This is a genomic window from Mycolicibacterium sarraceniae (assembly GCF_010731875.1).
GTDB classification, from domain to species: domain Bacteria; phylum Actinomycetota; class Actinomycetes; order Mycobacteriales; family Mycobacteriaceae; genus Mycobacterium; species Mycobacterium sarraceniae.
The window spans coordinates 1,725,609-1,738,333 of record NZ_AP022595.1 but is presented as its reverse complement, the minus strand read 5'-3'; the positions used below and the strand labels follow the sequence as shown (position 1 = coordinate 1,738,333).

Below are 12,725 nucleotides of genomic sequence, written 5' to 3'. Positions count from 1 at the left end.
CAGGGCTGGCCGAACACCCGGCGCAGTAGCGGATCGCGCGCGGGAGGGGAGCTTGGTCATCACGGTCATCTGCACCGCGGTGGCCACGCTGACCGCAATGTTCCAGGAGGCGAACTCGTGCCCGAGCGCCAAGTATCGCCGATGGGCGCCTCAGAGCTTGGGGGTGAGGTCCAACGATGTCACCGTGGTCATCTTGGTGACCAGCCAGTGCGCACCGTCCCGGGTCAGCTGCACGCGGTAGGAGAGGTACTTCGTCGAGGGAATGTCCTTACTCAGCGGGCTCTTCGAGGTGGTGTTGGTGTAGACGATCGCGGTGGCGTCCTTACCGTTCAGCGATTCGACTGCGGCGCCGACCACCTCGGTGCTGTTGGTCACCTTGGCCTGTTTGTTGGTCGGCACGATGGCGTCGACGTACTTGCGGTACTCGTCCTGGAAGTCGCCGGACAGATACCTCGCCGACCGGTCCGGCAGCTTGTCCATATCGTCGGGGGTGTAGGTCCACAGCGTGGTGATCGCCTCGGCCGCGGTGCGGGCGATAGTGAGCTTGGTGTCGACGGCCGCCCGGTCCATCAGATACGGCTGCACAGTCGCGCTGGCGAAACCGCCCGCGGCCACGAACAGGATCGCGGACACGCCAGCCGCCACCGTTGTCTTGTTGAGGCGCAACCGCTTTCGCGCCGGCGGTGCCGCGTCGGCTAGATCACCTGCAGTAGGTTGCTGATCTTCCACGGCCCTCCTGCACCTCCTTCTTGGGTCGCGGTGACCATCCAGCGACTCCCGCTTTCGATGGTCTTGCCGTCGGGCATCTTGGTCTTGGTCGTGGCGACCACCGCCACGTCCGCACTGCCGTCGCGGTTCCAGCGCTCGATACCCAACGCCTGCACGGTGCCCGCCGTCGGCTCGGCCCGAGCCACCTGGATGACGACCTCGTTCATCTTGTCCTGATAGAGCTTGGCGAATTGCCCGGTGCCCTGCGACAGCACCTTATCGGCATAGTCATTGGCGTGGAACGGGTCGATCGACGTGTACTGGGTGACGAAGCCGCGCACGAAGCTCAGCACCGCCACCTCTCGAATCGCGTCCTGCCGCTGGGTTTCTCGTTTCACCAGTAGCAGCGTGCTGACAGTGAGCGCGGCGATGATCGCCACCGCCGCCAGCGTGGCCACCAAAGGCAAGACCCACCGGCGCGGTTGCCGGTCAGGCAGCCGGAACAGCTCCACGCTGTCGGCCTCGACCTTGCGACGCGGGCTCACTTCGGCTCTCCCGCCGGGTTCGGCTTCGCCAGCACCGACAAGTTTGACACCTGCCACTGACCGCTCGCGGACCGCTCCAAGCTCACCTGCACGGTGGCCGTGATCAGCCGCTGCTTGGGCGGCTCACCGCGCTGGCCCTGCATGAGCAGCAGCATCTCCGCGCGATCGCGGGTGTTGGTTAGTACGGCACTGTTGGTGACCCAATAGTCGTTGTCGACCGGTCCGGCTTTGCGCACCGAATCCTGCTGTGCCACAAGCTGTTGCCGATAGCTATCGGTGACCAGGCCCCGGGCCCGCTCGAAATCCGCATCGATCGTGGCGACGTTGTAGCTCAGCATCTGTTGAACGATCCTGGGGCCTTCGACCGCAAGATGCTCTCGGGTCTGTTCGACGGTGAGTGCGGGCCGATACACCGAGAGGTAACCGAGCGCGGTGGCCGTGCCAGCGAGCACCGCGAGAGCCACCAGCACCGCACCTGCCTGCCGCCGCCGATCGGGCGGCTCACCCTCTTCGCGGTGCACCTCGGTGCGGGTGATCAGGTCGGCGAAGGTCCGGTTGCGTGAGTCCCACAACGGCCACAGCCAGCCGACGAACAACGCGGCGGTATCGAGTAGATGTGCCAGATCGCGAATAAGCAGGCGCCACGGATCAATTGGCGCTTTATCGCGTCGGACGACGGCGATACCGACCAGTGACCGGCCCAGCGTCCACCCGGTGAGCGATGGGAGCAATAGCCGGTTCAGTGCCAGGGCCAGGAATACCGCCGCGGCTATGGCGATCGCCGTCCACTGCAGCCAGCCGCGGCCCGATATCGAAGCCGACTGCGCGACCAGCAGACAGGTGATCACCACACCAGCGGGGAAGAACACGTCGACCGCATAGGCGCCGGCGCGCGCCGGCCAGCTCGCCAGCGTGAGGAAGGCCGCCCGGTCGGTGACCTCAGTGGCGTCCGCCTCGACGTCGACGGCGTCCGCTTCGGGGACCGTCACCGTCACTTACTCACCTGGTCGAGTTTGGCGATCTTGTACGTGCCTCCCTCGGGGGCCATCCGGACCCGCAGACGGTAGCCCTGCTCCTGGTCCTGAGCCTGGGAGTTGGACACCTTCACTCGCACGGCCACCAGCACGTCCAGGGAGCCGTCATCGTTGTGCCGTTCCACGGCCGCCCGCATATTGGAGACCTGGACCTGAACCTTGGCGGCCTGATAGGCGTCCACCAGCAGGCCGCTGTAGAGGGTGGCCTGGGCGCCGAAGTCACCGGTCGCGCATTCGATGATCTTCTGCTGACTGGCCGCCATCGCCGCAGCGTCGGGTGCCTGAGTGGCGGTGACGCAGTCCTTGGCAGCCGCCAGCGCGACCGTCTCGGCTTTGGCCGCCGCAACGCTCTTCTGGTGTGCACGCAGCGCGAAGAATCCGCCGGTGGCGATCAGCAGGCTGGCGATCACCAGCGCGCAGCAGACAGCCGCTACCCGGCGACCAGTGAGCCGCGACCCGCGCGGCCGTTCACCGTTGGCTGCTTCGTTCTTGTCGCCCGGGTCCAGATTCACCGACTCCTGCGCCGCACTGGGTTCGGCGTCATCAGTGGCGGGGGTGGGGGTCAGCCGGCCGGAGCCAGCATCTCCTTCCATCCGTTATCTCCTGTATTGCTCGAGTTGCTGACGCTGTATTTCACACCGTCAGGGCCAACCAGCTCCCCGCTCTGCGGGCTGTAGACGGCCGTATTACCTGGTGGCGCACTACCGGCGGCCGGAGTGTACGTGCAGGGGTTCGGTTGCTGACCGTTGCACTGCACGGTGCCGGTCCCGGACGGACTGGGTCCGTCGCTGATCGGCGGGGTGGGACCCGGCAGCAGATCTGCCGGCAACGGGTTCATCCCGTTGTTAATCGACGGTGCCGGTATCACGGTACCGGGGTTCACTGGCTGGTCACATCGAGCGCCCGGCGCCGGGCAGTTGAGCACCTGGTTGGGATCGCCGATCCACGGATTGTTGCCCAGCGGCGTGTACGGCTCGTTGCTGCGGCACTCCATCGGCGTCGCTGCCCGCTTACCCGGCACATCGGCGCACGGGAAGTTACGAGCGCCACGAACGACGTTGGCGGGGGTGTCCTTGGGGATCTTGCAGTACAGCCCGCTCTCCACCGGCTTGGGGCTGGTATCGGCCGGCGCCCTCCATTGGCTGGCCGGCAGGAAGCCGGTCAGGCACGGCGGCGGCTGGTTGATGGTCAACCCGAAGTCCAGCGCCGCCTTACCCGGGTATATCGACGACACGGACTGGGCCACCGACGCGCCCTGTGGCAACAGCACCAGCGACTGCTCGACGCCCTTGTTGTAGCGCTTGAGCATGTCCAGCACGATCTCGAGATTGGCCAGCGTCTGCGGCAATGCCTCGCGCACATCGCTGAAGACGGCATTGACGGCGTCGGCGGTCGGCGCGGCCTGACGCAGTCCATCGCGCAGCGCCTGATCCTGCGCGGCGGTCTGCGAGGCGATCGTGTTCAAGTTCGCCGACCACTGCTGGATCGCGCTCGACGAGTCGATCTGGCTGTCGATGACGGCCGGCGAATTCTGGATGATGTCATTGACGTCCTGGATATTCGTCTTGAAATCGGTCACCAGAGCCTGCGTGCCGTCGACCAGCCGTTGCAGTGACGGGCCCAAACCGCCTACCGCTCGGGCGGTTTCGTTCAGCAGCACCGGAATCTTGTCGGCAGGCAGGGCGGCGAGGCCCTTGTTGGCCGCATCCAGGGCAGGGCCGATCTCCTCCGGCACCGTCGACTTCGTGATCGTCTGGCCGGACGCGAAGTACTGACCGGGATTGCCGTCGGACACCAGGTCGAGGTACTGCTCACCGACCGCGGACACGGAGTGCACATTGGCGGAGGAATCCAGCGGGATCTTGTACTTGTCGCTGATGCTCATGGTCGCCCGGACACCGGTCTCGGTCGGTTCCACCTCGGTGACCTTGCCGATCGTGATGCCCCGGTAGGTGACATTGGCCGTCGCATACAGGCCACCCGAGGACGGCAGGTCCGCTTTCAGCTCGTACTGCCCGATACCGGCGAGCGTGGGCAGGCGCAGGAAGTACCACCCCAGCACCAGCAGGGCGATCACGGTCAGCACGCCGAACACGACCAGCTGCCTCTTGATGAATGTCGTCAACATCTATCCGTCACCCCCTACTCGCCGCGCTCGACAAACGGTCCGCCACCGTCGGTCATGTTCGGGTGGGGCGTGAACCGGACGTCCGGAATCATCGTCTGCGGATCACGGCCCCATGCCTGCTCGAGGGCGCGCAGCATTCCCGAGACTCCGGTTCCGGTGAGGAACGCGTTATCGATCGAGCTCAGCGTCAGGTCGAAGGTGGCTGAGGTGTTGATGTAGTCGCCACGAATGACCTTCGGGATGTTGTCGATCGGGTACGGCGCCGTGATGACAAGCTTCAGCGAGTCGATCAGATACGGTGCGGCCCGACCGAGCTGCTTGAGCGGGCGCTGCAACAGCGCCAGGTTGGTGTCGAAATCAGCACGCGACTGCGACAACGTCTGATCGGTGATCGCGCTGAACCGGCCGAGTGCCTCGACCGCACCGGTGAACCGGTCCCTGGCATCCGCGAAATACTTGATCAGCGGCGGGAATTCGGTCAGCACGCGGTCCAGAGTCGCGTTACGCGCAGCCACGATAGACACCAGTTCGTTGGTCTTGTCGATCGCCCGGGTCAGGTCGTCACGCTGCTGGTTGAGTTGATCGGTAAACGTGTTCAGCTTTCCCAGGAAGTCGCGGATTTGCCCGGCGTTGCCGTCGAGAATGTTGGAGACCTCGGTCTGGATGATCTCCAGGTTCGGGATGCCGCCGCCGCGCAGCACGGTGGCGATACTCGCCAAGGTGCGTTCAGTCGTCGGGAACGACTGGGAGTTCTTCAGCGGGATCGTCGCGCCGTTGCGCAACGGCTCGGACGACGGATTCGGCGGCGGATTGAGCTCGACGTGCTGGGTTCCCAGGAGGCTGGTCTGTCCGATCCGCGCAATGGCGTTGGCGGGCAGCTTGATTCCGGGTTCCAGATCGAGCGTGAGGGTCGGGATCCAGTTCTTGAGCTCGATGGCACGCACCGAGCCCACGAACACGTCAGCAACCCGAACCCGACTGTTGACATTGAGCGCCAACGTGTCCGGCATCTGGACGTAGATCGTCATCTTGTCCCTGCCGCTACCAGGACCGCCCGGCATCGGCACGTTCGCGATACCGCGCCAGCCGCAGGACGTCAGCACCAGCGCCGTCATCAGCAGGACGAACCCACGCCAGCCGTATCGGCGGGTGGTGGTCACGATGGCACTCACTGACCGCCTCCCGCTTCAGCCGGCAATGCCGGACCGGCGGGCGCCGGAGCACCACCGTTGATCTGCTGCGAGACCGGCAACGGTCCGGGGATCACGTTCGGCCCAGGCGGTGGCGGCGGGATCGCACCCGGGTACCACGGCGGCGGCAACGGGTTGTTCTGGTCATAGGAGTTCGACGGTGCGCCACCGCGCGGGCCACCCGGCGGATAGTCGACCGGGTCCGGTCCGCCCATCAACGCGGCGAGCGAATCCGGGGTGAGCATGTTGGCGGTGAACGCCTGCACGTCCACACCCTGCATGCCCGGTGCCACGATCCAGCCCTGCTCGTGATTGCCGTGCGAGAACAACGTGTCCCGCGACCAGATACCGGGCACCGTCGTGTCCTTGTAGCCCGGGGGTGGCTGCAGCCGCGGCTCGGAGTAGGCGATGTACTTCGGCAGCGTCTCAGCCGTCGAGAACTGGTTGACGCCGAACGGCGGGAAGTTGAACTTGATCGCGTCCATGATCGGCGCGAGGTACTCCGCGCACATCTCCGCCGAGTCCTGGTAGCCCAACCGGCTGCCGGACTGGATCGCGCTACAGATGAACTGCAGCGGGTTGGCGAAGCTGGCGATCGTCGGAATCGCCACCAGCGCACCGTGTGTCGGGTGATAGATGTTCTGCAGGTTGGCGGCCAGGTTGGGGTAGACGTGCAACACCGTCTCCAGGCCGTCGCGCGATTCCGGCTGCAAGACCTGGGTGGTGACGTCGGACAGGTTGTTGATGTCCTTGCTCAGCACCGAACCGTTGTCGTTGACGAACTTGCGCGCCGTGGTCAACAGCGTGTCAATGTCCTTGACCGCCTTGGCCACTTCCTGATCGGAGTTGGAGAACGAGTTGGTGAAGGTGGCGAGGTTGTTGTTCAGCGACACCAGCTGCTGATCGCTCTTGTGCAAGGCGTTGACGAACAGGGCCAGGCTCTTGAGCACGCCGAAGAAGTCGCCGCGGCCTTCGTTCAGCGCGGTCACCGCATTGGATAGCGCCTTGAAGGTGGTGTTGATCTGTTCGCCCTTGCCCTCGAGTCCGTTGGCGAACGACTCCAGGACGTCACCGAACGGGCCCTTGGGCTGATCGGGCGTCGGGCCGAGTTTGGTGACGATATCGGAGATCTGGTTGCGCAGGTCATCCCATTCCACCGGCACCTGGGTGCGATCGATCGGGATGACGGCGTTGTTCTCCATCACCGGACCGCCGCTGTAGGGCGGTGCGAGCTGGATCACCCGGGAGGCGACCAGGCTGGGGTTGAGGATCGTGGCGGTGGCATTCGCCGGAACCTTGTACCGGTTCTGATAATTGAAGGTGACCTTCATTTTGTCGCCGGCCGGCTCGATGCTCTCGATCTTGCCGACCTGCACGCCCATGATTTGGACCCGGTCACCGGGATACAGCGCCAGCGCTTCGGGGAAATACGCCACCACGGTGTTGGTGGTCAGCTTCTTGTACAGGTAGTAACCGCCGAATGCGGCGAACACCGCGACGATCACCACGAGGGTGCCGATGATGACGGACGCCCGAGACATCTTGGGCAGGCCCAGGTTACGGACACTGAAGACTGTCGACATCGCTTACGCTCCCCCTCCCTGATCGACGGGTGCCAGGTTACCGACCGGCGGGACCTGCGGGCCCGGTCCCGGCGGCGGGATCGGTCCGATGAGCGCGTTCGGCGGTGGGGCGTAGCCGGGGATATCGGTGGCCGGTCCCGGCGTGGGTGCGACCGGGACGGTACGGGCTCCCGGCGGACCGGGTGCCAGCGGCGGCGCAGGCACACCTTGCACATTCGGTGAAAGCTCGCCGGGGAAGGCCGCACTCGGGACACCCGGGCCGCCGACGGCGGCGGGGTTGTACGCCGAAATCGGCACGTCCGGCGGCGGGTAGCCACCCGGCGCTGGGCCGAACGGACCGTCGGTCAGCGTGGCACACGGCAACGGGTTACCCGGCGTCGGAATACCGTCCGCGGCTGGGGTGTACGAGCATGGCGAGCCCGGGCCCACTGCGGGTCCCGGATGGTCCGGTGTGCCCTCAAGCGGGAGCGGGGCCGGCGGCGGGGCGCCGTTCGGCTGGCGCTGCCCGTTGGGATCGGGGAACTTGAACGCCGGCAGACCCGCGCTGCGCCAGAACTGTTCGGGGTCGATACCGCGCTTCTTGAATGCGGCGTCCACCCACGGCTGCAGGATCTGGTAAGGCACCAGGTTGACCACCAGCACCTTGAAGTACGGGCCCGAGCCGATGGCCTCGGCCAGTGCGCCCATGAATTTCGAGGCGGTGATCAGCACATCGGACAGGTCCGTCTTGTGCTTCACCAGCACATCGCTGATCGTCTTCAGCTGCTCCAGAACATGATTCAGGTTCGGATTGTCGTTGATGAATCCGGTGAACTGCTCGGAGAGCGCGGAAACGTTGGCCAGCAGATAGTCGATCTCGGAACGACGCTCGTTGACGGCGGCCAGCAGCGTTTGGGCGTTGACGGCAAGCCGATTGATCTGCTCACTGCGGTTGCCCAGCACGGCAGCGACTTGGTTCGCATTGGCCAGCAGTTGCTTGAACTGCTCGTCACGCTTACCGATGGTGTCGGAGAACCGGGCCACCCCGTCCAGTGCCGCACTCAGGTGCGGATAGGTCTGATCAATGGTCTCCGACAACACGTTCAGCGACTGCTTGACGCTGTCGATGTCCCAGCCCGCCGCGGCCTTCGTCACGTCGAAGACGGCGTCGTAGATCTGGTAGGGCGTGGTGGTCTGGCCCACCGGCAGGACCGATCTCGCCTGGAGCAGCTTGCTGCCCCGCGGCTCGATTTCGAGCACCCGCTTGCCCAAGATCGTCTCGGTGCGGATGGACACCCGGCTCTCGGTGCCAATCTGCCTGGGGCCCAAGTTAAATCCGATCAAGACGTGATCGCCGTCGATCTTCAGCGACTTCACTTCGCCGACATCCATGCCGGCGATGCGCACTTTGTCGCCGGCATTCAGGCCCGCGCTGTCGGTGAACTGGCCGTAGTACGTCGGCTGGGCGAACAGCTGCGGGATACCCGAAAAGCTCTGCCCCACAGTGACGACCAGCACGATGATGACGATGCCGGCCAGGCCGTTCTTGATCCGGTTAGGCGTCTCTAGCGTCCTCATTGCGGCGTGCACCTACCCGTGGGCTGCTGAGTGATCTTCACGGTGCGGACCGGGCCACCGGGCTGCAGGCCGTTGAGCTTCAGGTTGATGTCGCAGAGGTAGAAGTTGAAGAAGTCGCCGTAGATACCACCGGCGCGACCGATCATCTTCACGGCCACCGGCATCTTGGTCAGCAGATCGTCGAGGCGGTCCTGACCGTCGGCCAGCGGCAGCTGGATGGTTTCGACCTTGGCCAGTGTGTCCTTGAGCTGCGGGCGGTTATCGGCCAGCAGATCGCTCAAAGTGCCCGCGGCACTGCTGATACTGGCAGCGGCAGAGGCCAGCGGGTCGGCGCGATTCTTCAACCCGGTGATGAGAATCTCGAAGTTGTTGACCGTCTGGTCGAAGTCCTTCTCATGCTTGACGGTGGTGTCCAGCACGGTGTTCAGGTTCGTGATCACCTCGCCGATGGCCTGATCCCGGTCGGCCAGCGCGGACGTCAGCTGAGCCGTCTGATCCAGAATGTCGTTGATAGTGCCGCCTTGCCCCTGGAAAACGGTGATGAGCGACGAGGCGATGGTGTTGACCTTCTGCGGGTCCAACGATTTGAACAGCGGCTTGAAGCCACCGATGAGCGCGTCGAGATCCAGCGCGGGCTGAGTGCGCGACATCGGAATGAAGCCGCCTCCAGGCAGAATCCGGTCCGCGCCTTCGCCGGTGCCGCGGTCGAGGTTGACATAGCGGTTGCCGATCAGGTCCTGGTATCGGATCTGAGCCGTCGTCGACTGGTAGAGGGGCAGGGTGCGATCGACGTTGAGCGTGACCTGAACACGATCGCCGTTGCCGACGAGCTTGATGTCGGACACCTTGCCTACCTCGACACCACCAGCACGGACGAACTGGCCATCACGCAAACCACTGGCATTGCTGAATTCGGCGGTATACGCGGTCGTTCGGTCGAATCGGAACTGCCCGAACACGATGATGATGATCGCCGTGAAGAGCAGGAGCACCAGTGAGAATGCCCCGAGTTTGATTGCTGTGCCGGTGATTTTCATGGGTTGATCGTGTTCTCCCCGACTTGGCGTCCCCACACGTATTCGGTGAGGATCGGTTGGCCGAGTTCGAAGTGGTTGTACGGGGCCAGGGATGCACCGTCATCGACCACCAGATGCGGCGCGGGCCAGAAGTTGCGGTCAATCTTCTGCCAGCAGCCGGGAGCACCGCCGGGGCCGCCGCGGCCGTTGACCCTGGGCAGGTTGTCGGGGTAGACGTACGGGTTAGGGGCGCCTACTAGTTCGATCATGGTGTCGAGCGAATACCCGTTGCCGCCAAAGGCATCCAGCGCCGGATGCAACGCCTCCGCCTCGCCCTTGATCTGGCAGTACAGCTGCGGGCTGTAGGTGTCGAGCAGTTTGGCGGTGGGGATCAGGTCGGCTTGGCCGCGCACGAAGTAGGGGCCGCCGCGTTCGAAGATATCGGCGCCGGTGTTGCCGAATCCGGTCGAGGCCAACAGCGCAGCGTCGAGATCCTTCTGCTGCGCATTGAGCGTGCGGGCGGTGGTGACGGCGTGATCGAGGAAGTCCCACAGGTCCGGGCTGGCCTTGGTGTAGACATCGGCCAGTTTGGACAGCTGCTGAATGTTGGTGCGGATCTGGGGCAGCTGCGGGTTGATGTCATCGAGGACGGCATTGCCGTTGACGAGGGACTGCCCGAACTTGGCACCCAGCCCGCCGAGCGCCTCGGCCGCCGCGGACAGCGTCAGGTTCAGCTTGACCGGATCGACCTTCTCCGAGATCGAGGTCAACGTCTCGAACAACGTGTTGAACTCCGTCGTGACGTGCGAAACGTCGATGACGTCCGCACTCGAGATGCGTTGTGTGGTCGGGTCCTTCGGGCTGGTGAAGGACACGTACTTATTGCCGAAGACCGTGCTGGCCTTGATCTGAGCGTCGACATTGGCCGGGATCAGCGCGATGTAGCGCGGGGCGACCTGAAGGGTGAGTTCGGCGACCGACTTGCCGCCGCGATCCACCGCGGCCACCTTGCTGACGCGACCGATCTCGACCCCGTTGTAGGTGACCTTCGAGCCCGGGTCCATGACCAGGCCGGCGCGATCGGAAACCATGGTGAGCGTTGTCTTCGGCGTGAGGTCACCGCGGAACTGCAGGTACACCAACGTCACCAACACGATGGCGAGTACGAGGAAGATCACGCCCGCCAACTTCAGTGGCGGGCGCCGGGAAGCGTTCAACGGCTGGGGCATGCGGCTACACCGTGAGGTTGAAGTTAGGGTCGGTGCCGTACAGCGCCAACGAGGCCAACAGAACAACGGTCGCGACGGCGACCAGCGAAGCACGCATGGAGATCCCGACCGCCTCGCCCACGCCGACCGGACCGCCGCTGGCGTTGTAGCCGAAGTAGCAGTGGTTGATCATCACGAACATGGCGATGATGATGGCGACGACGAAGGACCAGAACACGTCGTCGGGCCGCAGGAACGTGCGGAAGTAGTGGTCGTAGGTGCCCGTCGACTGGCCGTACAGCACGGTCGTGGTGAGCTGAGCGGCCAGGAATGACAGCAACAGCGCCATCGCGTACAGCGGAATGATCACGACCATGCCGGCCAGGATGCGGGTCGACACCAGGTAGCTGATGGACTTGATGCCCATCACCTCAAGCGCGTCGATCTCCTCACTGATCCGCATGGCGCCCAGTTCGGCGGTTGCTCCCGCGCCCACGGTCGCGGCAAGGGCATGTCCGGAGACCAGGGGTGCGACGACGCGGACGTTCACCAGGGCCGCAACGAATCCGGTGAAGGCCTCGACGCCGATATTGCCCAGCGAGGCGTAACCCTGGATCGCGATCAGCGAACCACCCGACAAGGTCACGAAGCCGACGATGGCGATGGTGCCACCGATAACGGCCATCGCCCCGGTGCCCATGCCGATCTCGGCGATCAACCGCAGCAACGCACGGCGGTAGTAGCGCAGGGCATGCGGGATCTGGCCGACGGCAGTGACGGTGAACCACGCCACGTCACCGACCCGGTCGATGAAGCGGCCCGGCGAGGCCGCCCACTTGCTCGCCCTCGAATACGCCCGCGGGTAGCGGCTGCGCAGGACTGTCGCGGTACTCATAATCAGTGCCCCGTTCCGAACCGGACGCCGATGGTCGTCAGAACGACGTTTACGGCGAACAATGCGACCACGGAAAGGACGAGCGTTTCGTTCACTGCGGTGCCGAGGCCCTTGGAACCGCCCGACACCGTCAGACCGCGGTAGCACCCGACCAGACCGGCGATCAGCCCGAAGGTGAGCGCCTTGACGATCGAGATGATGACCTCGGGCAGGCCGGTGATCAGCGTCAAGGTGGAGACGTAGGCGCCGGCGGAGATGTTCTGCATGTATACGCCGAAGATGAAGCCACCGACGAGGCCGACGGCGATGACGGCGCCGTTGAGCAGCACGGCCACGAACGTCGAGGCGACCACCCGGGGCAGGACTAGGCGGTGGATGGGATCGATGCCGAGGACCTCGAGGGCGTCGATCTCTTCGCGAATCGTGCGCGCGCCGAGGTCGGCACAGATGGCCGTCGACCCAGCGCCTGCGACCACCAGCACGGTCACGATCGGACCGAGCTGAGTCACTGCGGCCAGCGCCGCGCCGGCACCGGATACGTCAGCCGCGCCGAACTCAACCAGCAGGATATTGATGGTGAAGATGATCAGGATTGTGTTGGGGACCGCGACCGCAATGGTCGGCAGGAACGTCACCCGAAACTGAAACCAGCCTTGGAGGATGAACTCTCGCCACTCGAACGGCCACTTCGTCGTGGCCTTCGCGGTGAGCACGCACATGCGGAAGAAGCCGCCGATGGCGGTGAGCGCCGGACGCGTTTTGTCCTGGAGGTAGCCGCCAACACCGGCGGTCGTTGCCGTCACAGGGACACCCAGATGACGGAACCACGTCGGTCGTGGCGCAACGGCAGTCCGTCGTGCA

At 64.7% G+C, this 12,725-nt stretch carries 11 protein-coding genes; all 11 read right to left on the bottom strand.

What is annotated here, in order from left to right:
- Positions 1-150: 150 nt before the first annotated feature.
- Positions 151-861, bottom strand: a complete 711-nt coding sequence (locus G6N13_RS08820) for an Mce protein (protein ID WP_407663915.1) — start codon at positions 859-861, stop codon at positions 151-153.
- A 388-nt stretch (positions 862-1,249) separates the two neighbouring features.
- Positions 1,250-2,248: an RDD family protein gene (locus G6N13_RS08810; protein WP_163696287.1), complete on the bottom strand. Its 999-nt coding sequence runs from the start codon at positions 2,246-2,248 to the stop codon at positions 1,250-1,252.
- Positions 2,245-2,880: an Rv1363c family protein gene (locus G6N13_RS08805; protein WP_163696285.1), complete on the bottom strand. Its 636-nt coding sequence runs from the start codon at positions 2,878-2,880 to the stop codon at positions 2,245-2,247. Before G6N13_RS08805 ends, G6N13_RS08810 begins: the two co-directional genes overlap by 4 nt.
- Entirely contained in the window at positions 2,850-4,415 is a 1,566-nt protein-coding gene (locus G6N13_RS08800) for an MCE family protein (protein ID WP_163696283.1), read from the bottom strand. The genes G6N13_RS08805 and G6N13_RS08800 overlap by 31 nt, the downstream gene beginning before the upstream one ends.
- A gap of 14 nt (positions 4,416-4,429) precedes the next feature.
- A complete protein-coding gene (locus G6N13_RS08795) occupies positions 4,430-5,530 on the bottom strand; it encodes a virulence factor Mce family protein (RefSeq protein ID WP_163701893.1) in 1,101 nt (366 codons plus the stop codon).
- A gap of 53 nt (positions 5,531-5,583) precedes the next feature.
- Entirely contained in the window at positions 5,584-7,188 is a 1,605-nt protein-coding gene (locus G6N13_RS08790) for a virulence factor Mce family protein (protein WP_163696280.1), read from the bottom strand.
- Positions 7,189-7,191: 3 nt separating this feature from the next.
- Positions 7,192-8,745: an MCE family protein gene (locus tag G6N13_RS08785; protein ID WP_163696279.1), complete on the bottom strand. Its 1,554-nt coding sequence runs from the start codon at positions 8,743-8,745 to the stop codon at positions 7,192-7,194.
- Entirely contained in the window at positions 8,742-9,782 is a 1,041-nt protein-coding gene (locus tag G6N13_RS08780) for an MCE family protein (protein WP_163696276.1), read from the bottom strand. Before G6N13_RS08780 ends, G6N13_RS08785 begins: the two co-directional genes overlap by 4 nt.
- On the bottom strand, positions 9,779-10,990 hold the full coding sequence (locus G6N13_RS08775) for an MCE family protein (protein WP_163696275.1): 1,212 nt from the start codon (positions 10,988-10,990) through the stop codon (positions 9,779-9,781). The genes G6N13_RS08780 and G6N13_RS08775 overlap by 4 nt, the downstream gene beginning before the upstream one ends.
- A 4-nt stretch (positions 10,991-10,994) precedes the next feature.
- Entirely contained in the window at positions 10,995-11,864 is an 870-nt protein-coding gene (locus tag G6N13_RS08770) for an MlaE family ABC transporter permease (protein ID WP_163696273.1), read from the bottom strand.
- Positions 11,865-11,866: 2 nt separating this feature from the next.
- Positions 11,867-12,667 carry an MlaE family ABC transporter permease gene (locus G6N13_RS08765; protein ID WP_163696271.1) on the bottom strand — a complete coding sequence of 267 codons (801 nt, stop codon included), beginning with the start codon at positions 12,665-12,667 and terminating at the stop codon, positions 11,867-11,869.
- Positions 12,668-12,725: the final 58 nt, after the last annotated feature.